Origin of the sequence: Corynebacterium sp. AOP40-4SA-5 (assembly GCF_052377355.1) — a bacterium.
GTDB lineage: Bacteria > Actinomycetota > Actinomycetes > Mycobacteriales > Mycobacteriaceae > Corynebacterium.
Map to the genome: position 1 here is coordinate 1 of NZ_JBQSWS010000005.1, position 21,289 is coordinate 21,289.

Consider the following 21,289-nt stretch of genomic DNA (forward strand, 5'->3'; position numbering starts at 1 on the left):
TCGGCACGGCCCAGGGCGTAGGCGGTCAGGGCTGTGAGGATCAGGGCTGAGATGATGGTCATGAGATTGTCTTTCTCTAGGCGTTGATGTTGCGGAACTTGCTTATGAGGTGCGCGTTCAGTTCGCGCTCGGGCCAGTACGGGGTACGGCCCTGGTAGACGGGGGACGGTAACGTGCCGTCGTACCACCAGCGGCGGACCGTTCGACGGTTCACGCCGAAGCGGTCGGCCACGTCCCGGTGGGACAGGTAACGCTCGTTATCGATGTGGATCATTTGGTCACCTCCTTTCAGTTGATGGTGAACAGTCCGGCCAGGCGGGCCTTCTGCTCGTCGGTGAGGACGGGGGCGGTGGTGAGGATCTCGGAGACGTAGCTAGTGGTGTCCAGTGCTGGGCCTTCCGTGTGTGGGCATAGAAAAGGCCCCGACCGGGCGGGTGCCGGTGGGGGCTGTGTGTTGTGGTGGTGCGGGTCAGGGCGGGGGGCGTGTCACGGTATCCCCCTTCCCGGTGCGCCGGTCGTGCGCGAGTGTCAGCGTGAAGGGATATGAAAAAGGGGACCGGCCCGAAGGTCGATCCCTAAAACTTGCTTACGAACATCATAACCCCGTTGTGCGCCACGCAGGTCAGGTGGTGTTTTTCGCCTATCTCCATCTTACCGTGCCATTCTCACGGGCCTGGGATGAGACGTTCTCCTGAAAACTTGCTACTTCCAGTATACCACCGATGGCAGTTTATTCTTCCACGCGTGGCAGAGTCGTTCACCGGGTCAATCCCCGCCTACGTCCATTGTAAGGCCCCGTTATATCAACCCAGGTCAACCCGTGTTTTCCGCTACTTCCAGTAGTAGCAGATGGGTTGCGTTTCCTTTGCGACCTGCGGAAACAGTGGAGGGTTCCCCGCGTTGTGTCCTACATCCAGTATACCAGCGGTTTAGTGAGGGTTCCCCGGAACTCTCACCCCTCAATTATACCGCGAGGTTACCGTTTGGTGCCGGAGCTTTCCTGAAAACCTGCTACATCCAGTATACCAGCGATTCCAAAGTTTCCCCGGAACTCTTACCCGTCAAGTCTACCGCGATCTGTCCAAGGGTCTTCCGTGTCGTCTCCTGAAAACCTGCTACTACCATTAGTAGCACATCGGGTGACAACCATTTCTGACCTGCGGAAACAGTGGAGGGTTCCCCGGAACGCTTACCCATCTATTCTGCCACCGGTTTAGTGAGGGGCCACCGGCTCGCCTTGTATCCGTGCTCCAGGGATCTTGACCTTGGGGTCGAAAACTCCGCGTGCGTTCCCTTCTGCGATTTGTTCACGGTTGACCGTGAGAAGTCAGGCGGCAGGTGTCCCAAATGGGACACCTGAACAGGGGGGTCAATTCTGACCCCCCAGAACCGGGGCGTTGCGGGCACTTTGGGAGGGAGGATTGAGGGAGCGGACAGAGGTACCCCTGACCTGAATGGATGCAGGGGGGCGCTTCGGTCGGTCAGACGTCGGTCACATCAAGAGGCCACGGAAAAGCCGTGACACTGCACACGCTCCGGGCATTACTCGGTTGCGTCAGGACGGGGATACTCCACGAGGGGACTACAGGTACCACCGCTGTTCCCGCCATCGTCTGCCTTGACCGGGTGCCCCTCAGCCCGCCTACGCCTTCTGTAGGTCGGGGTTTGGATATGGGTTAGTGATCCCGCTCTGACCGGGGACGGCACCGGTGGTGAACCGGCCCACCCGTATGAATCCACGGGCGCAGGGATGAGGTGCGGCATATGTCGCAGGTGGGCAATGTTGCCCAGGTGGGACATGTGCCCCAGGTGGCGAAAGATCGCCAGTGGGGGAGGGTCTAGGCCGCGTCCGTCAGGACATACGGCACGGGCGCTTCAACACCCGCGTAATCCAGCACGAGGGCGACCGTCAGCGCGTCAGCACCGGAGCGGACAGCTCGACGGCCCAAGACACGGCACAGGGCCTCAGCGGTGCGCGTGAACTCAGCGTCACCGTGGGCGCGGATGGTGCGTGTGCGGTCAGCGTGGAGGGTCAGCGCAATCAGCGAGGCCTCGGCGGGCGTTGCGGACCCCGGCAGGGTCGCAGTAAGGTTGGGCGTAGACATTGCGGAAGTTGGTCCGTTCTGTTGAGGCCTCCCGGCGAGCTACGAACTCCCGGTTGAGGCCGTTTGTTTTAGGTACACCCCTACTAGTAGTCGCCAATACGCCCTGGGATGCGTCGCCGCCGCGGCGCTGGGGGCGCTGCTCTACCTCGTTGTCACCTCCAATGCGGTGGAGGGTGCGTTGACCGCGATCTTCCAGCGCGCACTCGACACCCAGTAGCGGACACGGGGTGTGGACGTGACGGATGGAGGCCACAGCCACGACGACGGCTACGTGACGGTGGAGGCGGCGATCGTCTTCACCGCCCTGACCGCCGTGGTCGGACTGGTCGTCGCCGGCGTCCTGACCCTGGCGACGTATCTCGGGGCGGTGGGGATGGCCCGCGACGCGGCCCGGGCGGCGGCACTCGGCGACGAGGCCGCGGCCCGGGCCGTCGTGACGCAGGGAGAACCGGACGCGAGGCTGGTCGTCGACCCCGGCGGTGCGGCCGGTGCGTCCGGCACCTCAGGGGACGGCGCCCGGCTGATCACCGTGACGGTGACCGTCCCCGGCCGGTTGTTCGACATCTCGGCGTCGGCGGTGATCGTCGGTGAACCGCAGGGCAGGTGACGACGAGGGCTCGGCGACGGTGGTCGGTGCCGCCCTGATCCTCGGAGTCGTGACCCTGTCCCTGCTGATCGTGCACGGGGTGACGGGCCTGGTCCAAGGTCACCGGGCGTCGGCGGCGGCGGACCTGACCGCACTGTCGGCGGCGACGGTGCTGCAGCGCGCCGGGATCGACGAGGCGTGCTCCGTCGCCCGGACGGTGGCGCGAGGCAACGGTGCCGAGGTGCGTGCGTGCACGGTCGTCGACGGGGCGGCGACGGGGCGGCGACGCCCTACGGCACCGCCGGCCTGCAGGGGGTGAGGGTGGAGGTCGCGGTGTCACGGTCGGTGGCGCAGGCGTCGGGGGGACCGGCCGGGTGAGTTGGGTTTTACCTGGTTAGACCCCGTGCGAAGTACCCTGTAGTCGCCAGCTGTTGGCCCTGTCCGGCTGCCTCCGAGCGGTGTGCAGTGGACAATCGCATAGGGAAAGGAGCATGCCGTCCGCGTTGACGGCATGCGTGTGAAACATGAGTAATCCCACCGGTCCGGGACCCGATGAAGAGCCCCGGAACGAGGCCCAGAACGGGCCCCAGAACGAGCCCCAGGGTGAGTACCAGAACGAGTTCGGTTACGGCGGCCCGTCCGGGGCGCAGCCGGGGGCCTGGCAGCCCACGGGTCCGCAGGACCTGAGGTTTGCCCCTGCCTCGTATTCGCAGTACTCGCAGTACTCGCAGTACTCGCAGTACCCTCCGTACCCGCCCGCCCCGGAGCTGGAGTCCAACCCTCTCGGACTGGTCGGATTCATCCTCGCGGTGGTCGGCACCGTTCTGGCCTGCATCCCCGGGATCATGGTCGTGGGGTGGGTGCTTCTGCCGATCGCGTTCATCGTGTCGATCGTGGCGGTGTGCCTGCGGGGAAGGAAGCAGGGCTTCGGGATCACCGGTCTGGTGGTCTCCGTGGTCGGTGCGCTCCTGGCCGTCGTCATGTTCGTCGTCGTGATCAGCACCGTGTTCAGCGACGTCATGGACGAGATCTCCGACGCGCAAGACTCCTCCGAGGGTGCGCTGCCGCACAGTGGCACGCCGACCCCCGACGCCGAGCGTGGCACGCGCACCGACCCGCTCCCGTGGGGGACCACCGTCTCGGACGGGGAGTGGGAAGTCACGATCAACAACGTGGACCTCGACGCCAACGCGGTGGTCAGGGCGGAAAACGAGTACAGCGACCCTGCGCCGAAGGGATCGACGTACATCCTGGTCAACGCCACGATCACCTACGTCGGTGACGACGAGGACGGGGATATGCCGTGGACGACGATCGAGTACGTCACCGTCGACGGGGAGACCGTCACCCCCTACGACGGTGAGCACTACGCGGTGACCCCGGACGAGCTGGACACGATCACCGACCTCTACCCGGGCGGGTCCACCACCGGCAACGTGCTGCTCACCGTCCCGGCCGATACCGCCGGCGAGGGTGTGCTCACCGTCGAACCTGGTCTGATGGACCACCGTGCCTTCGTCGCGGTCAACGGTGAGGGCAGGGCGGCCGGGGAGACCCGGATGAGCTGATCAGGCTCAGCTGAACAGGGAGGCCAGGTAGGGGGTGGAGTCCGCCATCGAGGCGACCATCGCCCCACTGTGGTCCTCGGGGTACCAGTGCACGTCGACCTGCTCGTTGGAGCCGGCGAACTGGTTCAACCACAGCTGCGAGTTCAGCGCCACGCCGATCGGGCTGGGCACGTCGATGTCCAGCAGGCCGTGGCCCACGAACACGGGTTTGTCGTAGCCGTCGGTGGGGGTGGCCATGTAGCCGCGCAGTGCGTCCTGCATCCCCGGCACCGAGCGCAACGCGGTGGAGAAGGAGTCCGACAGGTCCACCCCGTCCATGGCCTGCGACATCTCCGGGTAGCAGGCGGTCTCTGCCAGGTCGGCGATGCGCCGCCCCTCGTCGGACAGGGCGGCGTCGAGGTCGACCTCCGGGTGCGCCTCGCGGAAGCCGGCGAGGATGTAGGCGGCGTACACGTTCAGCCCGGTGGGCAGCACCACCGGCGGGAAGGACGGCGACGCGGCGAGCACCAGTTCCTCGATGTAGGCGGGTGCGCCGGTGGCGACCGCGCCCCGGTAGTCCAGCTCGGGGTCGATCTCGGCGCTGCGCCGGGTGGCGGCGTGGGCGACGTGCAGTGCGGCGCCGCCACCCTGGGACTGACCGATCACCGCCCACGACGGAGACAGCAGCGAACCCGCGTCCGACGCGCCGGGTGCTGAAGCGTCCACGGAATCCAGGGTGCGTGCGGCGGCGACGGAGTCGATCACGTTGAGCGCGCTGACCGACCCGTTGAGGTAGGACATCAGCCCCGGCGTGCCCATTCCCACGTAGTCCGAGGCGACCACGGCGTAACCCTGCTCCAGCCAGTGGTTGAGGTAGCCGGCGTCGCGGTCGGAGCGTGGCTGCGCCGAGGGGGTGCACGTGTCGCCGAGTCCGACGGTGCCGTGCGCCCAGGCGAGCACGGGCCAGCCGCCGTCGGGTGCGTCGCCGGGCGGCAGGAACAGCGCGGCGGTGGACGCGGCGGGCTGGCCGTGCTGGTCGACGGTGGAGTAGACGAAGCGTTGCTGGGTGCCGGCCGAGGACAGACCGAGTGCGGGGTCGAGCGGCACCTCGTCGACGGCGACGCCCGCCTCGTCGGGCAGCGGCACGCCGTCCGTGACGTCCAGCCCCGACCAACCGGGCGCGGCGGTGCCGGCAGGGTCAGCAGTACCGGCGGGCTCGGCGCCCGCGCTCGGGACGCACAACGCCGCGGTGAGCACGGTGCACAGCACACCGGCGGTGATGGTCGACAGGGAGGAACGGCGCACGGGGAACGTCCTTGTGGGAAGCGGCGGGAAGCGGCGGGAAGCGGCGGGGCAACGTCAGGAGAAGGCTTTCCGCCCCGATACTAGTTCGCCGGGCCAGCCGATCCGGCTGATTCAGCCGATTCAGCAGACCCTGCGGCATCCGCCAGAGCGCGCAGCAGCACCGCCGCCCCGTGCTTGAACAACGGGTCGTTGCCGTTGCCGCACTTCGGCGACTGCACGCACGAGGGGCAGCCCGACTCGCAGGCGCAGGACTCCACGGTGTCCGCGGTCATCGCCATCCAGCGGGCGAACCTCTCGAACCCGGCCTCGGCGAAGCCCGCCCCGCCCTCGTAGCCGTCGTAGACGTAGACGGTGGGGAAGCCGGTGTCCACGTGCAGCACCGTGGACACCCCGCCGATGTCCCACCGGTCGCAGGTTGCCAGCAGCGGCAGCAGCCCGATCGCCGCATGCTCGGCGGCGTGCAGCGCGCCGGGCCACAACGGTTCCTCGATGCCCAGGTCGAACAGCACGCCGGGGTCCACGGTGTAGGCCACCGCGCGGGTGTGCAGCCGTTGGGCCGGGTAGTCCAGCGGCACGGTGGTGAGCACCTCGCCGTCGAGGGTGCGGCGCTGGTAGCCGGTGACCTGGTGGGACACCTCCACGTCCACGTCCGCGGTCCACACCCCGGAGGGCGCGGAGTCGGTGCCGCCGATCTCGCGGGTGCGTCGCACGCGTTCCACGCGGATGTCCACGGTCTCCTCCGCCCGCGTGGTCCACTCCGGGGTCTCGGGGTGGACCAGGCAGACCGAGTCGGCCAGGGACAGGCCGTCGACGAGGTAGGTCTCGCCCTGGTGGACGTAGACGGCGCCGTCGTGCACCTCGCTGACCGCGCGGGCGGCGTCGACGGTTCCGAGCACCCGTCCGGAGGCCTGGTCGACGATGACCACCTCCTCGCCCGCCCCGCCACGGATGCTCACCCGCCCGTGGACCTCCCCGGAGATCTCCAGGTCGCAGAACACCCCGCGCGGACGCCGACGCAACGAGCCCTCGGCGACCAGCGCGTCGACGACGCGTCCTGCGCTCTCACCGAAATCGCCGATATCCGCATCGCTCAGCGGCGCCTCGGCGGCGGCGCACAGCAGGTGGCCGGCCAGGATGTAGGGGTTCGACGGGTCGAAGACGCTGGCCTCCACCGGCTTGTCCAGCAGCGCCTCCGGGTGGTGCACCAGGTAGGTGTCCAGCGGGTTGTCGCCGGCGACCATGACGACCAGGCAGCCCTGCCCGCGGCGTCCGGCGCGTCCGGCCTGCTGCCGGAAGCTGGCCACGGTGCCGGGGAACCCGCAGGACACCACGGCGTCCAGCCCGCCGACGTCGATGCCGAGTTCCAGGGCGCTGGTCGCGGCGAGGCCGAGCAGCTCGCCGTCGTCGAGTCGTCGTTCCAGCTCGCGGCGGGCCTCCGGGGTGTAGCCGGCGCGGTAGGACGCGATGCGCGCGGCGTCGCCCGGGCGTCCTGCCGCGGAGAGGTCCTCGGCGCAGGCCAGGGCGGTGATCTCGGCGCCGCGCCGCGAGCGCACGAAGGTGAGCGTGCGCGCGCCCTCGGCGATGAGCCGGGCCATGATCCCGGCGGACTCCGTGGTCGCCGCGCGACGCACCGGTGCCCCGTGCTCGCCGACGACGTCCTCGCGGAACCCCGGCTCCCACAGTGCGACGGTGCGCTCGCCCTGCGGCGAACCGTCCTCGGTCACCGCGACGGTGGGACGCCCCGTCAACCGTGCGGCGTGACGCTCCGGCTCCGCCGTCGTCGCACTGGCCAGCACGATCGTGGGTTCGGCACCCGCCCGGGCGGCCAGGCGCAGCAACCGGCGCAGCACGAGGGAGACGTGCGCACCGAAGACGCCGCGGTAGACGTGGCACTCGTCGACGACGATGAAACGCAGGGTGCGCAGCAGCCGTGACCAGCGCTGCGACTGGCCCAGCATCGAGGCGTGCACCATGTCCGGGTTGGAGACCAGGATGCGCGCGTCGTCGCGGATGGTGCGCCGTGCCTCGGTGGGGGTGTCGCCGTCGTAGGACGCCACCATCACCCCGCGCAACTCCGGGACCTGCGAACACAGCCGCGCCAGGCCGGCGCGCTGGTCCTGCGCCAGCGCCTTGGTCGGCGACAGGTACAGGCAGGACGCCGTGGGCTCGGCGGCGAGCCGGGAGAGCACCGGCAGCTGGTAGCCCAGGGACTTGCCGGACGCCGTGCCCGTGGCCACGACCACGTCGCGGCCCTCCCACGCGTGCTGCGCGGTGGCGACCTGGTGCGACCAGGGGGCGGTGATGCCGTTGTCGACGAGGTGGTCGCGCAACGCCGGCAGCACCCAGTCCGGCCAGTCGACCGGCTCCGAGGGGCGCGCGGGCTCGGCGCGCACGTGGGTGAGCGGGTCCTGGCGGCCGTTGCCCGACCCCGTACCCGACCCCGTACCGGAGGCCTCCCGCAGCGTCGCGAGGAGTTCGGAACCGTAGGATCCGGGGAATTCGCTCATGGTGAACAGTCTAGGGGGACGGGCGACGGCTCCACCTTCGACGGTTCGTCGCGCCGATACGTGCAGGTCAGCGGTGTTTGCTGTGGTGTCAGCCATAACCGTCTGCCGGGGGTGGTGGGGAAGAGGGGGGTTTCGGGTGAGAAAATAGTGCCGTGGGTATGGTGCTGCGCGGGAAAACATGGAACACTGGTGGGCGGTCACAGTTTCTGTGCGTCGCTTTGCTCGCTGTATCACCGGTTAGACCCGCAGTCAGTAGGTAAAACGTTCGCGGGAGTTGTTTGCATGCGGACGGACCAACGTTCACGGTGGTTCTAGCATCGGCCCGGTGGCCTCGCGAAAAGTTGGCGGGGCACCGATCACCGAGATGTAAGTAAGGGAAAGAACATGGCACAGGGAACCGTCAAGTGGTTCAACGCTGAAAAGGGCTACGGCTTCATCGCACCGAACGATGGTGGCGCTGACGTCTTCGTCCACTACTCCGAGATCCAGGGCAACGGCTTCCGTACCCTCGAGGAGAACCAGCAGGTCGAGTTCGAGATCGGCGACGGCGCCAAGGGCCCCCAGGCTCAGGCTGTCACCGCTCTCTAAGAGCACCGACTGAACCCACCGTCGCACCGGGAGGTCTGATCTTCCCGGGACGGTAGCTTCATCACAGCGCCGCCCGGCGTCCGCGGAGAGATCCGTGGGACGCCGGGCGGCGTTGCTGCGTGCGGGGGCGTGATCTGGCCGGGGTGTGTCGGGGCGTGCTGGGGTGTGTGGCAGATATCGCACCCCATAAACTGCTTCAGGAAATATGACCTGGGCTTTTCTGTGTAGAGGGACCTTATTGGGTGCGAAATGTGGACCCCTCTGCCGTGCGGTGCTCCATGACCTGCGACATGTGCCCCACCGTCCAGTCGAACAGGGCGTGCACCGCCGGCAGGGCGGAGCGCCCCAGGTCGGTGAGTTCGTAGACGACCCGAGGGGGGATCTCGGGGAAGGCGGTGCGTGTGACCAGCCCGTCGGCGGCCAGTGCGGAGAGTCGCTGGGAGAGGACCCGCACGGAGATGCCGTCCACCGCGGTCTGGATCTGCCCGTTGCGCAGCGGGCCGTGCTCGAGGCTGAGCAGGATCAGCATGTTCCACCGGTCGCCGACCGTGCTGAACAGGTCGCGGCTGGGGCAGTCGCGGGCGGCGGGGTTCCAGGAGTCGTCCATGGTGGGAATTCTATCACGACACTATTTCAGGCAGGCACTGTACAAAAGGAAGCAACGAGTTTAGAATGCCGGACATGGCTAACATCACCATCTACGGGTCGACCGGCATGGTCGGCACCGACATCGCACACGAAGCAGTCTCACGCGGCCACCGGGTCACCGGCGTCACCCGTCAGGACAACCCCTCCAACCCGGTCGACGGCGTCACCTACGTCACCGGCGACATCCACGACCCCGCGGACGTCGCCGCCAAGGCGCAGGACGCCGACATCGTCGTCCTCTCCGTCCCCGGCCCGCGCGACGGCAGTTCCGTCCAGCCCATCGTCGACGCCCACGCCGCGCTCATCGGCGCGGTCGCCGGTACGTCCGACGCAGCATCCGACGCAGCGTCCGACGTGCGTCTCTTCGTCGTCGGCGGTGCCGGCGCCACGCTCACCGCCGACGGCACCATGCTGGTCGACACCCCGGACTTCCCGGAGGCCTATGCCGCGGAGGCCCGCTCCTTCGCCGAGGTCCTCGACCTCTACCGCGCTGCCCCCGCGCAACTGGACTGGACGATGCTCGCCCCGGCACCGGAGATCGGCCCCGGCGCACCCGCCGCGTCCTACGTCCTGGGAGACGACCACCCGGCCGGTGGCAGCGTCACGACCGGCACGTTCGCCCGTGCGGCGCTCGACGAGATCGAGCGTCCGGCGCACCGTCGGGCCCGCTTCACCGTCGCGGACGCCTGAGCCTGAGCTGAACCCCCCGGGAACACGGGGTATCCGCACGGTTGTCGGTGCAGCGTGTAGGGTCTCACCTCGAACCCCCTGTTGATTCATTCGGGTGAACAGGGATGCATGGGAACGACAGGACGAAGGTGGGAGCGACACCGATGGCAGCGCAGGAGACCGAGGGCGGCGGCGGGAAGAAACTCGTCATCGTGGAGTCCGCCACGAAGGCGAAGAAGATCCAGCGCTACCTCGGCGACAACTACATTGTCGACGCCTCCGTCGGTCACATCCGTGACCTGCCGCGCGGTGCCGCGGACGTGCCCGCCAAGTACAAGAAGGAACCGTGGGCACGTCTCGGTGTGAACGTCGACGACGACTTCGAGGCCCTGTACGTGGTCAGCCCGGACAAGAAGAAGAAGGTCTCCGAGCTCAAGAGCAAGCTCAAGCAGGTCGACGAGGTCTACCTCGCGACAGACCCCGACCGTGAGGGCGAGGCCATCGCCTGGCACCTGCTGCAGGTGCTCAAGCCCAAGGTGCCGGTGCGCCGCATGGTCTTCCACGAGATCACCGAGTCCGCCATCAAGGAGGCCGCGGAGAACACCCGCGACCTGGACCTGGACCTGGTCGACGCGCAGGAGACCCGTCGTGTGCTCGACCGTCTCTACGGCTACGAGGTCTCCCCGGTGCTGTGGCGCAAGGTCATGCCGCGCCTGTCGGCCGGACGCGTGCAGTCCGTTGCCACCCGGGTCATCGTGGAGCGCGAACGCGAGCGCATGGCGTTCGTGTCCGCGGAGTACTGGGACCTCACCGCCACGCTGGAGACCGGTGCGTCGGCCGGGGACACCGCTAACCCCACGTCCTTCGACGCCTCACTCGTGGCCGTCGACGGTGCCCGCGTGGCACAGGGCCGTGACTTCGGCGACGACGGCAAGCTGAAGACCGGCAAGGCGCAGGCCAACGTCACCGTCATCGACCGGCAGGGCGCCGAGCAGCTGGCGGAGAACCTCACCGGCGCGGCGATGTCGGTGTCGAAGGTGGAGGAGAAGCCGTACACGCGGCGTCCCTACCCGCCGTTCATGACCTCCACGCTGCAGCAGGAGGCCGGCCGCAAGCTGCACTACACCTCGGAGCGCACGATGCGTATCGCGCAGCGTCTCTACGAGAACGGCCACATCACCTACATGCGTACCGACTCCACGACCCTGTCGAAGTCCGGTATCGACGCCGCGCGCCAGCAGGCCCGCGAGCTCTACGGCCCCAGCTTCGTGGCGGACGCGCCGCGCCAGTACAACCGCAAGGTGAAGAACTCGCAGGAGGCCCACGAGGCGATCCGTCCGGCCGGCGAGACCTTCGCCACCCCGGGCAACCTCTCCGGTCAGCTCGACGCCGAGGAGTTCAAGCTCTACGAGCTGATCTGGCAGCGCACCGTGGCCAGCCAGATGGCCGACGCCCGCGGCACCTCGATGAAGGTCACCGTCTCCGGGACCGCCACCAGCGGCGAGAAGACGGACTTCCAGGCCAACGGCCGCACGATCACCTTCCCGGGCTTCCTGAAGGCCTACGTGGAGACCAGTCAGACGGCGGACGGACGCAACGTCGCCGACAACGCCGAGAAGGCGCTGCCCGTGCTCACCGAGGGCGACGGGCTGGACACGCGCACGGTCACCGCCGACGGGCACTCCACGAACCCGCCGGCGCGTTTCACCGAGGCCTCGCTGGTCAAGACGATGGAGGAGCTCGGCATCGGGCGTCCGTCGACGTACGCCTCGATCATCAACACGATCAAGGCCCGCGGCTACGTGGTCTCGCGCGGTTCGGCGCTGGTGCCCAGCTGGGTGGCCTTCGCCGTGGTCGGCCTGATGGAGCAGAACTTCGGCTCGCTGGTGGACTACGAGTTCACCTCCTCGATGGAGGACGAGCTGGACCGCATCGCACGCGGCGAGGAGAACCGCTCGCACTGGCTGCGCGGCTTCTACTTCGGCGACGACAAGGCGTCGGACGCGACGGCGGAGACGATCGCCCGCCTCGGCGGGCTCAAGACGATGGTGGGTGACAACCTCGAGCAGATCGACGCGCGCAAGGTGAACTCCCTGCACCTGTTCGACGACTCCGAGGGTGTGCCGATCATCGTGCGTGTGGGCCGCTACGGCCCGTACCTGGAGCGCACGAAGCCGGTTCCCGAGGGCGCGCCGGAAGGCACCGAGCCGGAGGTCCAGCGGGCGAACCTGCCCGAGACCATCACCCCGGACGAGCTGACCCGCGAGGTCGCCGAGAAGCTCTTCGCCACCCCGCAGGGCGGACGTGAGGTCGGGGTGAACCCGGCGAACGGCCGCATGATCATGGCCCGTGAGGGTCGCTACGGCCCCTACGTCACCGAGCAGGTCAAGGACGACGAGGAGGCGCGGGTCTCCGCCGAGGCGGAGAAGACCGTGGAGGCCGAGCGCGACCAGGAGGACGCCGAGCGTGCCGCGGAGGGCAAGAAGCCGCTGAGCCGTGAGACGAAGACGGCGGCGAACAAGAAGGACAAGCGGATCAAGGAGATCCTGCAGGAGACGCTGAAGCCGAAGACGGCGTCGTTGTTCGAGTCGATGGACCCGGCGTCGGTGACCCTCGAGGAGGCGCTGAAGCTGATGAGCCTGCCGCGTGAGGTGGGTGTGGACCCGTCGGACGGTGAGATGATCACCGCGCAGAACGGCCGTTACGGCGCGTACCTGAAGAAGGGCTCGGACTCGCGTTCCCTGCAGAACGAGGAGCAGATCTTCACGGTGACCCTGGACGAGGCACGGCGGATCTACGCCGAGCCGAAGCGCCGGGGTCGTGCCGCGGCGAAGCCGCCGCTGAAGGAGCTGGGTGACAACGACGTCTCGGGCAAGCCGATGACGGTGAAGGACGGCCGGTTCGGCCCGTACGTGACCGACGGGACGACGAATGCGTCGTTGCGCCGTGGTGACTCGCCGGAGACGATGACGGACGCCCGCGGCAACGAGCTGCTCAGTGAGCGGCGTGCCAAGGAGGCGGCCGACGGCGGTGCCCCGGCGAAGAAGTCCGCCAAGTCGACGCGCAAGACGACGAAGAAGTCGACAGCGAAGAAGACGACCAAGAAGGCCGTGAAGTCCACGACGAAGCGCACGGTGAAGAAGGGTTCGTCGGCGGCGGCGAAGAAGGCGGCCGCGAAGAAGAACTGACCGGACCGGTCTTCTACTCCTCACGGGGCGTACTGTTGATTTCCTGACGGGAATATCAGATACGGAGGAGAAGAGTGATGACTGATTCGGCGGGCCCGGGCGGGCGCTGGGCGGACTACGACAAGGGGACGCAGGAACAGCTCGTGTCGGCGGCGGCTGGGGCGCCCGGGACGCCACAGGGGGCGCCGCAGTCTACTGAACAGCCCCAGCAGTTGCGTGGGCGGTTGGCGCCGCGCACGGAGATCCCGCCGAAGGACCCCTTCGCCGGCTGGTCCCTGTTCGGGCTGGCGCTGTTCATCGTCGGGGTGATCGCGGCGATCGTCTGCTTCGCCAACTCCGGCGGCACGGAGACGAGTGGCTCGGGCTGGAGCAGCGTGACCGTGGACGTGGTGTACATGGACGTGCTGGCAGGCGCGATCTGCTGCTCCCTGTTCGCCGCGGCCGGACTTGTCGTGGCGGTCGTGGCCAAGGTGGGGTCCCACGTCACCCAGGGGGCGAGGAGGGGCGACGGCCCCGCGCCTGTTTGACCGTAACTTCACCCGGTCGTAGCATGATGTTCAACGTATTGAACTCTCTGACGACGGGTGACGAAGAATGTCGGTTGACGCCTCCGAGGTAAACCTCGGTAAGGACGGGGTGACGCAGGACGGGGTGACGCAGGACGCGCCGGCGGCGGGCGGGAAACAACCGCGCCTGACCAGTCTGCTCGGCCCGGCGTTCGTCGCCGCCATCGCCTACGTCGACCCCGGCAACGTCGCGGCGAACCTCTCCGCCGGTGCGGAGTACGGCTACCTGCTGCTCTGGGTGCTCATCGTCGCCAACCTCATGGCCGCGGTCGTCCAGTACCTCTCGGCGAAACTCGGGCTGGTGACCTCGAAGTCGCTGTCCGCCACCCTCGCCGACTGGTTCGACGCCCGCGAGAACAACGGCACCGCCGCAGGACGCCGCCGCGGGCGGGCGGGGCGCCTGGCGTTCTGGGGGCAGGCCGAGATCATCGCCGCGGCGACCGACGTCGCCGAGGTCATCGGCGGTGCCATCGCCCTGAACCTGCTCTTCGGGACCCCACTGGTGCTCGGCGGCGTGATCGTCGGTGTGGTCTCGCTCGGCATGCTCGTGCTGCAGGGAGGCCCCACGCAACGCCGCTTCGAGTTCGTGATCATGGGGTTCCTCCTGGTCATCACGGTCGGTTTCCTGTCCGGCCTGTTCGTCACCGGACTGTCGGTGGGGGAGATGGTCGAGGGCATCGTCCCGCGCTTCCAGGGCACGCACTCGGTGGTCCTGGCGGCGAGCATGCTGGGCGCCACGGTGATGCCGCACGCGGTGTACCTGCACTCCGGTTTGGTCCGCGACCGCCGGTTCACGCCCCAGGGCGATGACGGGATGCGCCGCCACCTCAAGGCCACCAAGTGGGACGTCGGTACCGCGCTGGTCGTGGCCGGCACGGTGAACATCGCCATGCTGTGCCTGGCCGCCCAGGCGCTGCGCGGGGTGGACGGCACCGACACCATCGAGGGTGCCCACGGTGCCGTGGAGAACGCCTTGGGGCCGGTGATCGGCGTGCTCTTCGCCGTCGGGCTGCTGGCCTCGGGGCTGGCCTCGACCTCGGTGGGCTGCTACGCCGGTGACATGGTGATGCGTGACCTGCTGAAGGTGCGCATCCCGCTGCTGCTGCGTCGCTTCCTCACGATGCTCCCGGCCCTGGTCATCCTGGGCATGGGTGTGGAGCCCACCTGGGCGTTGGTGATGAGCCAGGTGGTCCTCAGCGTGGGCATCCCCTTCGCCCTGGTCCCGTTGGTCGCCGCGACCTCACGGCACACCGTGATGGGACGCTGGGCGAACCCGCGGGCGCTGACGCTCGTCGCCGTCGTGATCTGCGCGGTCATCATCGCACTCAACGTGCTGCTGATCTGGCTGACGCTGACCGGGCAGGCGTAGGCGTAGAGGGGGCAATGCCCCGGGCTCCTACCCGCGCTCGGCGAGGGTGGAGCGGATCGGGCGGGCGAGCTGCGTCATCTCCTTGCGGCCGCGCAGCTCCACCGACTTCATCAGCGTCCAGCGCTCCTGCTCGGCGTCGTTGGCCTTGCGCAGCGTGGACGCATTGGTCAGCACGCGGCCCGGGGTGTCCTTGGCCAGTTCCGTCAGCCGTGCGGCGGCGTTCACCGCGTCGCCGATCACGGTGTACTCGAAGCGGTCGCTGGCGCCGATGTGCCCGGCCACGACCTCTCCCACGGCGGCGCCGATACCGGCGGCCAGCTCATGCTCGGCGAGCTCCTGGTTGAGTTCACGCGCGGCGGCGAGTGTGTGGCCGGCCATGTCGTCCAGCGGGATCGGGGCACCGAAGACGGCCAGTGCGGCATCGCCCTCGAACTTGTTGATGATGCCCTTGTTGCGGTGCACGACCTCCACGACCTTGTCGAAGAAGCTGTTCAGCGCCTTCACCACGTGCTGCGGGGAGGAGGAGACGGCGAAGCCGGTGGAGCCGATGACGTCCACGAACAGCACGCCCACGAAGCGGTTCGCCCCGCCGAGCTCCGGCTTCTCCTCGATGGCGCGGCGGGCCACCTCGGTGCCCACGTAGCGTCCGAACAGGGTGCGGACCTGCTCGCGTTCGCGCAGGCCCTGCATCATCTCGTTGAAGCCGGCCTGCAGTACGCCGATCTCGGTGGCGTCGTAGATGCGCACCTGCGCGTGGGAGTCGCCGCGGCGCACGCGGTTCATCGCGTACTGCAGCTCGCGGATCGGGTCGACCACGGTCATGGTGATCAGCCGGGTCCCGGAGAAACCCGTGAACAGTGCGGTGAGGCTCAGTGCCAGCACGCCGGGGAGGATCTCGCGGGCGTCGCCGGGGAAGAAGGTCGTGGCCTGGGCGGCGACCATCAGCACCACACCGATCACCGGGACGGCGGACGTGAGGATCCAGACCCCGGTGATCTGCAGGGACAGCGGGGAGATTCGTTCCTGCGGTGCCCCGGTGCGCCGCAGCGCCCGGGCGGCGACGGGACGCACCAGGCGCTCGGCGACCATGAACGTCATCAGCACCACCATGGCCCCGCCCAGCAGGGCGGTGACCGCGACGGACAAGGCCCACTTACCGGAGAACTGGGAGGCCACGATGGTGAAGATCACCACTCCGACCAGCCACAACACGGCGCCGAGCAGTGCCTGGAGCGCCGGGATGCGCAGCACGAGGCGCCGGATCATCACCGGGTCGACCGGGTCCGGGTTGCGCTGCCACCGCAGCACCGGGGTGAAGAAGAACAGGGTGGCACCGATGCCGACCACCAGCGCGAAGATGAAGTACACCGTGTAGAGCGTGGCGGTGGTGGTGTTCAGCGTCGTCAGTTCCGCGGCGCCGCCGAGGGGGACGAGGAAACGCAGGAAGGACGCCACTCCGAGCGCACCGACCACGTTGACCAGGAAGACGGTCAGGGCGTACAGCGGCCAGGTGGTGCCCCACGCCCACTTGATGTACTGCCCCAGTTTCTGCATGCGTCCCAGACTATCGGAGCAGCACCGGCTTGTCCCCGTCCCGGTCATGTCCGGGAGGGCGACTACACTTGGCGCCTGTGTCTTCCGCCTCAGAGTCCGTGTTCACTGCCGCTGTCCTCAGTCCTCACGTGACCGTCCCGTTGGTCGCCGCGGTGGAGGCCGCCAGAAGTGCGGGCAGGGGAGAGGGGGCGTCGGCCGCGATGACGCACTCGTGGTTGTTCACGGGGCCTCCGGGGTCAGGACGTTCCGTCGCGGCGAAGGCCTTCGCCACGGCGTTGGTCTGCGAGGATCCGGACGTGCCGGGGTGCCGTCGGTGCGACGGGTGCCGCTCGGCGGCGGCGGGGTCGCACCCGGACATCACCTGGGTGCACACCGACGGTGTGGTGATCCAGGTGTCCGAGGCCAGAGAAGTGATCAAGACCGCCGCGGCGATGCCCACCGTCGCCCCGTGGCGGATCGTGGTGTTCGAGGACGCCGACCGGTTCAACGACAGTAGTGCGAACGCGCTGCTGAAGAGCATCGAGGAGCCGCCGGAGCGCACCGTCTTCATCCTGTGCGCGCCGAGCACGGACCCTGAGGACATCGCGGTGACGCTGCGCTCCCGGTGCCGTCACCTCTACGTCCCCACGCCCTCACGCGACGAGGTCGAGGCGGTACTGCTGGCCGACGAGCGCCTGGGGCTGTCGCCGGAGCAGGCGGCGTGGGCGGCGGAGGTCGCCGGCGGCCACATCGGGCGCGCCCGCCACCTGGCGTCCGAGGAGAAGGCGCGGGCCAAGCGGGCCAGTGCGCTGAAGTTGCCGGCGTTGGTCTACGAGCCGGGGGAGGCGTACCGCTTCGTCACGGACCTGGTGACCTCGGCGAAGGACGAGGCCACCTCGTCGGTGGCCGAGCGTGAGGAGAAGGAGTTGGCGGACCTGCAGAGCTCACTGGGGATGGGCGTCAAGGGCCGGGGGGTGGCCAAGGCGCAGGCGGGTTCCGCGGGCCAGATCAAGGAGCTGGAGAAGGAACAGAAGAACCGTCGGACCCGGATGCTGCGCGACTCGCTGGACCTGGCGCTGATCGACATCGCGGGCATGTACCGTGACGCGATGATGGTCGCCGCGGGAGCGGTGGACGGGGAGGAGCCGGTGGGTGGGTTCCTGCACCCCGACCAGGCGAAGGTCTCGCGTGAACTGGCTCGGCGCAACGCCCCGGAGAGCCTGGTGCAGTGCATCGACGCGGTGTCGGCGTGCCGGGAGACGCTGACGTACAACGTGAAGCCGGAGGTCGCGTTGACCTCGATGGTGGGGCGGCTGCGGGAGTGCTGCCGGCAGGTGTGAGCTGGCATGACGGCGGAGTGAGGGGCTGTTTTTGTGGAGGGTTGCACCGTCGGCTAGGATTACCGCTCGTATGCAGCACCGTCCCTGACGGTGCCTGTGCGCCGCCTTAGCTCAGTCGGTAGAGCGCTTCACTCGTAATGAAAAGGTCGCGAGTTCGATTCTCGCAGGCGGCTCCATTCTTTAGAACGGGCCGGGCCACCAACCTCCACGGTTGGTGGCCCGGCCCGTTGCCGTGTGTCACGTCGGGGCGAGATTGCCGTCGTGTGAATTTGTCGCGGGAGGGGTAGATACCGCCGGGGGTACATGTCTAGGGTGTGTGCACTGGTTGCCCGGAGGCCGCGTGGTCTCCGCCAGAGTTGCTTGAAAGGTTCATCATGGACATTGCTTCCATCGTCGCTGCTATCCAGGCCGCTGGCGAGGCCCTCCCGTTCATCGGCGCCGCGGGTGAGTCCCTCACCGGGTCGGCGGACTCCATCACCGGTAGCTCGGACGTCATCGCCGGCTCGGCCGAGTCCGTCGGTGGTTCCGCCACGAGCGTCGGTGGATCCGGCGGCATCCTCACCGGGATCAGCGACGCGATTGCACCGATCGTGGACGTGGCTCCGGAGGAGTAGCGCGCGGGCTGCCTTGTGCGGGACACGTTCCCGTGGTGGCCCTCATGATGAAGGACCCCGGGACGGTTGTCGTCCCGGGGTCCTTCATTGCCGTAGGCGTGGCTGGGCTGCGTCAGTTCTCGCAGCCGACCCCGTCGCCGTCACGGTCGAGGTGTGAGGCGTAGCCGGGTGTTCCGCGGTAGATGGGCGCGGCGCCGGCGGCACGGACCGCCGTGCAGTTCGCGTAGGAGACGGCCGGTTCTTGGACCTCGGGCGTGTAGTCGGGCACCGGGGTGTACTCCGGTGCCGGGTCCGGGGTGTAGACGGGGGCCGGATCCTGCGCAGGAGCGGGGTTCCCGGCGACGTTGACGTCGGGGTCGGTGTCGGGATCGATGTCCACGTCGGGCTCGATCTCCGGCTCCGGCTCCACCTCGGTGCTGGTCGGGGCCTCGGTGGTGCTCGTGGCACTCGTCGTGCTGGTGGCGCTGGAGGTGCTGGATGCGCTCGTCGTCGTGGTGCGCGACGTGGTGCTGGTGGCGCTGGTGGTGACTTCCTCGGCTTCAGTGTCCCCGCCGCAGGCGGTGACGAGTCCGAGTGTGAGTGCTGCGGTGGCTACCGCTGCCGCAAAAGTGCGGATCTTCATTGGGGTTCTCCTCGTAAAGTTTCGCGCCCGTCATCGGCGCGACCGAGGAATATTAAACTGTATGCACATTCATTAGGAAAAGTAACGGGCTAGCCCCGGGGGTGCTCCGCGGTTGGGCGTGGCGCGGATCGTCAGTCCGCTTCCGGCCAGGTTTCTTCGCCGCAGGTCACGCCGGTGTCCGCGATAGCCTCCGACGGCATCTCCGGGCAGGTCGGGGGCACACCCGGGAGGCCCTGGGTGATGTAGCTGATGACCAGCTGCGCGATATCGATGAGCTGGTTGAACAGGTTTCCCAGGAACTCGAACATGGACGGTGTCTCCTCGTGTCGGTGTGCGGAACGGTCGGGGACCACGGCTAGGACGAGGCCGTGGCGTCCTCGGATTCGGCGCCGCTACCGGCCTCGGACAAGGTCAGGGCCGCGGCGACGACAAGTGTGCCGAGAGCGTTCCGGTCGCACACGGGGGACTCCTGACGGGTGGTTCGTGGGTGATGTGGTGGTGTGGGCGCCACGTTGCGGGAGGGGACGTTAAGGTTCGCCTGGGTGAAAGTTAACGCACAACCAGTTAGTTGGGCAAACCATTTTCCGGGGGTTCTCTCTCCCCGCTCATTTCATGTCCGTCCCGCCCTGTACAACTGTTGCGGAAGGTTCGCGAGGAACAGGCACCGAGAGGAAGGTGAGAGCGCCATGGTCATGGGGCCCACGCACGCGATGTCGGGCGCGGCGGCAGGTGTCGTGCTCGCCGTCACGACGGCGCAGGCCACGGGTGTGCCGGCGGACGTCGGGGCGGTGGTGGTACTGGCCGGAGTCACCGCCGGTGCGGCGATCCTGCCGGACCTGGACCATCCGTCCGGGACCGCGGCCAGGACGTTGGGGCCGGTCAGCAAACTGCTGTCCGTGTTCGTCAACCGCCTGTCCTCGATGGTCGCCGAGGCCACCGGGGCGCGGGGCAGGCGCGTCGGCGGGCACAGGACGCTCACCCACACGCTCCTGTTCGCCGTGCTGCTGGCCGCCGCGACCTGGTGTGCGGTCGACCTGGGTGACAGCAGGGTGACCATCGCCATCTTCGCCGCCCTGGTCCTGCTGGCACTGCATTCGCTGGTGCGTCCGGTCGCCCAACGGTGGGGTTCGCTGGGGGCGGTGGTCATCGCAGTCGGCCTGACCCTGCTGGTGATGCGCGACCGGCCGGAGATGCTCACACCGGCGGTGATGTCCACCGCGGTCGGGCTGGGCTGTGTGGTGCACTGCGTCGGGGACGCGGTGACGCGCTCCGGGGTTCCGTTGTTCGCGCCGTTCGTGCCCGTGGGCGGGGACCGCTGGGGGTCGGTGCACCTGCTTCCGGGGCCGTTGAGGATCCGTGCCGCCGGATTCGGCGACACCGTGGCGATGGCCGTGTTCACCGCCGTGTTGGTGGGCGCCTGTGCGCTGGGGTGGAACCACGGCTTGATCGTGGGGTGAACCCGCGCGGGTATTCTCGTCAGGGACAGTAACCGGGCCCCGACTACGGCCCGGTCCGCGAACAGGAGGAAAGACCATGTCTGTACCCAAGGACACCGTTGAACGGTTCCGCGTCATCGCCGACGGTTTCACCGCCCAGACACGGGACAACGACTGGGACGCGCAGACCCCGTGCGCGGAGTGGACGGCCCGCGACATCGTCGGCCACCTGATCAGCTGGTTCGCCCCCGCCCTGGAGGACGTCGGAATCACGGTGAACATCACCGAGGACAAGAACTCCGACCCGGCGGCCGCGTGGGAGCAGTTCGCCGAACTCGTCCAGGACACCCTGGAGGACGACGTCAAGGCGGAGGCGCTGGTCACCCGAGGCCCCATCCCTGGGCAGTCGCTGGAGACCAATGCGAAGGGGTTCTTCATCCCGGACGTGTTCATGCACACCTGGGACCTCGCCCGGTCGCAGGGCCGGGACGTGGAGCTGGACGAGGACTTCGCCGAGCGCAACCTCGGCGGTCTGCGCTCCCTGGGTGAGCAGTTGCAGGCACGCGGCGGGTTCGGCCCGCCGCAGGAGACCTCGGCGGACGCGACGTCCACCATCCGCCTGATGGCCTACGTGGGCCGCGACCCGAACTTCGGTCTGGACTGAGC

20 protein-coding genes and 1 tRNA gene are annotated in these 21,289 nt (G+C 68.3%); 14 read left to right on the plus strand and 7 right to left on the minus strand.

Annotated elements, in window-relative coordinates; translation table 11 throughout:
* Window positions 1-76: 76 nt before the first annotated feature.
* Window positions 77-274: a helix-turn-helix transcriptional regulator gene (locus ACT3S3_RS04095; RefSeq protein ID WP_444626316.1), complete on the minus strand. Its 198-nt coding sequence runs from the start codon at window positions 272-274 to the stop codon at window positions 77-79.
* Window positions 275-2,208: 1,934 nt separating this feature from the next.
* Here ACT3S3_RS04095 and ACT3S3_RS04100 point away from each other — a divergent pair.
* The 4 genes from ACT3S3_RS04100 to ACT3S3_RS04115 all read left to right on the plus strand — a co-directional run bounded on the left by ACT3S3_RS04100 (window position 2,209) and on the right by ACT3S3_RS04115 (window position 4,259).
* Window positions 2,209-2,322: a DUF4244 domain-containing protein gene (locus ACT3S3_RS04100; RefSeq protein ID WP_444626374.1), complete on the plus strand. Its 114-nt coding sequence runs from the start codon at window positions 2,209-2,211 to the stop codon at window positions 2,320-2,322.
* An 18-nt stretch (window positions 2,323-2,340) separates the two neighbouring features.
* On the plus strand, window positions 2,341-2,712 hold the full coding sequence (locus ACT3S3_RS04105) for a hypothetical protein (RefSeq protein ID WP_301442442.1): 372 nt from the start codon (window positions 2,341-2,343) through the stop codon (window positions 2,710-2,712).
* Window positions 2,693-3,010 carry an Rv3654c family TadE-like protein gene (locus tag ACT3S3_RS04110; RefSeq protein WP_441582515.1) on the plus strand — a complete coding sequence of 106 codons (318 nt, stop codon included), beginning with the start codon at window positions 2,693-2,695 and terminating at the stop codon, window positions 3,008-3,010. The genes ACT3S3_RS04105 and ACT3S3_RS04110 overlap by 20 nt, the downstream gene beginning before the upstream one ends.
* Window positions 3,011-3,215: 205 nt before the next feature.
* Window positions 3,216-4,259, plus strand: coding sequence for a hypothetical protein (locus tag ACT3S3_RS04115; RefSeq protein WP_441582514.1), 1,044 nt, complete (start codon window positions 3,216-3,218; stop codon window positions 4,257-4,259).
* 6 nt (window positions 4,260-4,265) lie between these two features.
* Here ACT3S3_RS04115 and ACT3S3_RS04120 read toward each other — a convergent pair whose 3' ends face one another.
* Both ACT3S3_RS04120 and ACT3S3_RS04125 read right to left on the minus strand, forming a co-directional pair.
* A complete protein-coding gene (locus tag ACT3S3_RS04120) occupies window positions 4,266-5,543 on the minus strand; it encodes a lipase family protein (RefSeq protein ID WP_301442445.1) in 1,278 nt (425 codons plus the stop codon).
* Window positions 5,544-5,623: 80 nt separating this feature from the next.
* Window positions 5,624-8,050: a DEAD/DEAH box helicase gene (locus ACT3S3_RS04125; RefSeq protein ID WP_444626319.1), complete on the minus strand. Its 2,427-nt coding sequence runs from the start codon at window positions 8,048-8,050 to the stop codon at window positions 5,624-5,626.
* 384 nt (window positions 8,051-8,434) lie between these two features.
* Here ACT3S3_RS04125 and ACT3S3_RS04130 point away from each other — a divergent pair, with 384 nt between their 5' ends.
* Window positions 8,435-8,638, plus strand: coding sequence for a cold-shock protein (locus tag ACT3S3_RS04130; protein WP_038546005.1), 204 nt, complete (start codon window positions 8,435-8,437; stop codon window positions 8,636-8,638).
* 235 nt (window positions 8,639-8,873) lie between these two features.
* Here ACT3S3_RS04130 and ACT3S3_RS04135 read toward each other — a convergent pair whose 3' ends face one another.
* A complete protein-coding gene (locus ACT3S3_RS04135) occupies window positions 8,874-9,245 on the minus strand; it encodes a winged helix-turn-helix transcriptional regulator (protein ID WP_301442447.1) in 372 nt (123 codons plus the stop codon).
* A gap of 74 nt (window positions 9,246-9,319) precedes the next feature.
* On the opposite strand from ACT3S3_RS04135, the gene ACT3S3_RS04140 reads away from it, so the two are divergent.
* The 4 genes from ACT3S3_RS04140 (at window position 9,320) to ACT3S3_RS04155 (ending at window position 15,078) form a co-directional block, all read left to right on the plus strand.
* Window positions 9,320-9,976: an NAD(P)-dependent oxidoreductase gene (locus tag ACT3S3_RS04140; protein WP_444626321.1), complete on the plus strand. Its 657-nt coding sequence runs from the start codon at window positions 9,320-9,322 to the stop codon at window positions 9,974-9,976.
* A 143-nt stretch (window positions 9,977-10,119) separates the two neighbouring features.
* A complete protein-coding gene (topA, locus tag ACT3S3_RS04145; protein WP_441582511.1) occupies window positions 10,120-13,143 on the plus strand; it encodes a type I DNA topoisomerase in 3,024 nt (1,007 codons plus the stop codon).
* Between the two features lie 77 nt (window positions 13,144-13,220).
* Window positions 13,221-13,670, plus strand: coding sequence for a hypothetical protein (locus tag ACT3S3_RS04150; RefSeq protein WP_444626322.1), 450 nt, complete (start codon window positions 13,221-13,223; stop codon window positions 13,668-13,670).
* A gap of 67 nt (window positions 13,671-13,737) precedes the next feature.
* Window positions 13,738-15,078 (plus strand): Nramp family divalent metal transporter, encoded by a 1,341-nt coding sequence (locus tag ACT3S3_RS04155; RefSeq protein ID WP_301442451.1) that lies wholly within the window; start codon window positions 13,738-13,740, stop codon window positions 15,076-15,078.
* 27 nt (window positions 15,079-15,105) lie between these two features.
* Here the strand turns inward: ACT3S3_RS04155 and ACT3S3_RS04160 are convergent, their stop codons facing one another.
* A complete protein-coding gene (locus ACT3S3_RS04160; RefSeq protein WP_301442452.1) occupies window positions 15,106-16,632 on the minus strand; it encodes an adenylate/guanylate cyclase domain-containing protein in 1,527 nt (508 codons plus the stop codon).
* A gap of 68 nt (window positions 16,633-16,700) precedes the next feature.
* Between ACT3S3_RS04160 and ACT3S3_RS04165 the strand changes: the two genes are divergently transcribed.
* From ACT3S3_RS04165 to ACT3S3_RS04175, 3 genes are all read left to right on the plus strand, one after another.
* Window positions 16,701-17,951, plus strand: a complete 1,251-nt coding sequence (locus tag ACT3S3_RS04165) for a DNA polymerase III subunit delta' (RefSeq protein WP_444626324.1) — start codon at window positions 16,701-16,703, stop codon at window positions 17,949-17,951.
* Window positions 17,952-18,051: 100 nt separating this feature from the next.
* Window positions 18,052-18,127: transfer RNA gene (locus ACT3S3_RS04170), tRNA-Thr, on the plus strand.
* Between the two features lie 198 nt (window positions 18,128-18,325).
* Window positions 18,326-18,565: a hypothetical protein gene (locus tag ACT3S3_RS04175; RefSeq protein ID WP_301443334.1), complete on the plus strand. Its 240-nt coding sequence runs from the start codon at window positions 18,326-18,328 to the stop codon at window positions 18,563-18,565.
* 112 nt (window positions 18,566-18,677) lie between these two features.
* On the opposite strand, the gene ACT3S3_RS04180 is transcribed toward ACT3S3_RS04175, so the two are convergent.
* Entirely contained in the window at window positions 18,678-19,187 is a 510-nt protein-coding gene (locus ACT3S3_RS04180; protein ID WP_441582510.1) for an excalibur calcium-binding domain-containing protein, read from the minus strand.
* 131 nt (window positions 19,188-19,318) lie between these two features.
* On the minus strand, window positions 19,319-19,495 hold the full coding sequence (locus ACT3S3_RS04185; RefSeq protein ID WP_301443336.1) for a hypothetical protein: 177 nt from the start codon (window positions 19,493-19,495) through the stop codon (window positions 19,319-19,321).
* Between the two features lie 384 nt (window positions 19,496-19,879).
* On the opposite strand from ACT3S3_RS04185, the gene ACT3S3_RS04190 reads away from it, so the two are divergent.
* Window positions 19,880-20,644, plus strand: coding sequence for a metal-dependent hydrolase (locus ACT3S3_RS04190; RefSeq protein WP_301443337.1), 765 nt, complete (start codon window positions 19,880-19,882; stop codon window positions 20,642-20,644).
* 76 nt (window positions 20,645-20,720) lie between these two features.
* The gene (locus ACT3S3_RS04195; RefSeq protein ID WP_301443338.1) at window positions 20,721-21,287 is read left to right on the plus strand and encodes a TIGR03086 family metal-binding protein; all 567 of its coding nucleotides are present in this window, start codon (window positions 20,721-20,723) and stop codon (window positions 21,285-21,287) included.
* Window positions 21,288-21,289: the final 2 nt, after the last annotated feature.

Bases quoted from the DNA above. Each gene is read 5' to 3' on its own strand.
- ACT3S3_RS04095 (WP_444626316.1), bottom strand. From the start codon at position 274: ATGATCCACATCGATAACGAGCGTTACCTGTCCCACCGGGACGTGGCC.
- ACT3S3_RS04115 (WP_441582514.1), top strand. From the start codon at position 3,216: ATGAGTAATCCCACCGGTCCGGGACCCGATGAAGAGCCCCGGAACGAG.
- ACT3S3_RS04125 (WP_444626319.1), bottom strand. From the start codon at position 8,050: ATGAGCGAATTCCCCGGATCCTACGGTTCCGAACTCCTCGCGACGCTG.
- ACT3S3_RS04130 (WP_038546005.1), top strand. From the start codon at position 8,435: ATGGCACAGGGAACCGTCAAGTGGTTCAACGCTGAAAAGGGCTACGGC.
- ACT3S3_RS04135 (WP_301442447.1), bottom strand. From the start codon at position 9,245: ATGGACGACTCCTGGAACCCCGCCGCCCGCGACTGCCCCAGCCGCGAC.
- ACT3S3_RS04140 (WP_444626321.1), top strand. From the start codon at position 9,320: ATGGCTAACATCACCATCTACGGGTCGACCGGCATGGTCGGCACCGAC.
- topA (WP_441582511.1), top strand. From the start codon at position 10,120: ATGGCAGCGCAGGAGACCGAGGGCGGCGGCGGGAAGAAACTCGTCATC.
- ACT3S3_RS04150 (WP_444626322.1), top strand. From the start codon at position 13,221: ATGACTGATTCGGCGGGCCCGGGCGGGCGCTGGGCGGACTACGACAAG.
- ACT3S3_RS04155 (WP_301442451.1), top strand. From the start codon at position 13,738: ATGTCGGTTGACGCCTCCGAGGTAAACCTCGGTAAGGACGGGGTGACG.
- ACT3S3_RS04160 (WP_301442452.1), bottom strand. From the start codon at position 16,632: ATGCAGAAACTGGGGCAGTACATCAAGTGGGCGTGGGGCACCACCTGG.
- ACT3S3_RS04175 (WP_301443334.1), top strand. From the start codon at position 18,326: ATGGACATTGCTTCCATCGTCGCTGCTATCCAGGCCGCTGGCGAGGCC.
- ACT3S3_RS04180 (WP_441582510.1), bottom strand. From the start codon at position 19,187: ATGAAGATCCGCACTTTTGCGGCAGCGGTAGCCACCGCAGCACTCACA.
- ACT3S3_RS04185 (WP_301443336.1), bottom strand. From the start codon at position 19,495: ATGTTCGAGTTCCTGGGAAACCTGTTCAACCAGCTCATCGATATCGCG.
- ACT3S3_RS04190 (WP_301443337.1), top strand. From the start codon at position 19,880: ATGGGGCCCACGCACGCGATGTCGGGCGCGGCGGCAGGTGTCGTGCTC.
- ACT3S3_RS04195 (WP_301443338.1), top strand. From the start codon at position 20,721: ATGTCTGTACCCAAGGACACCGTTGAACGGTTCCGCGTCATCGCCGAC.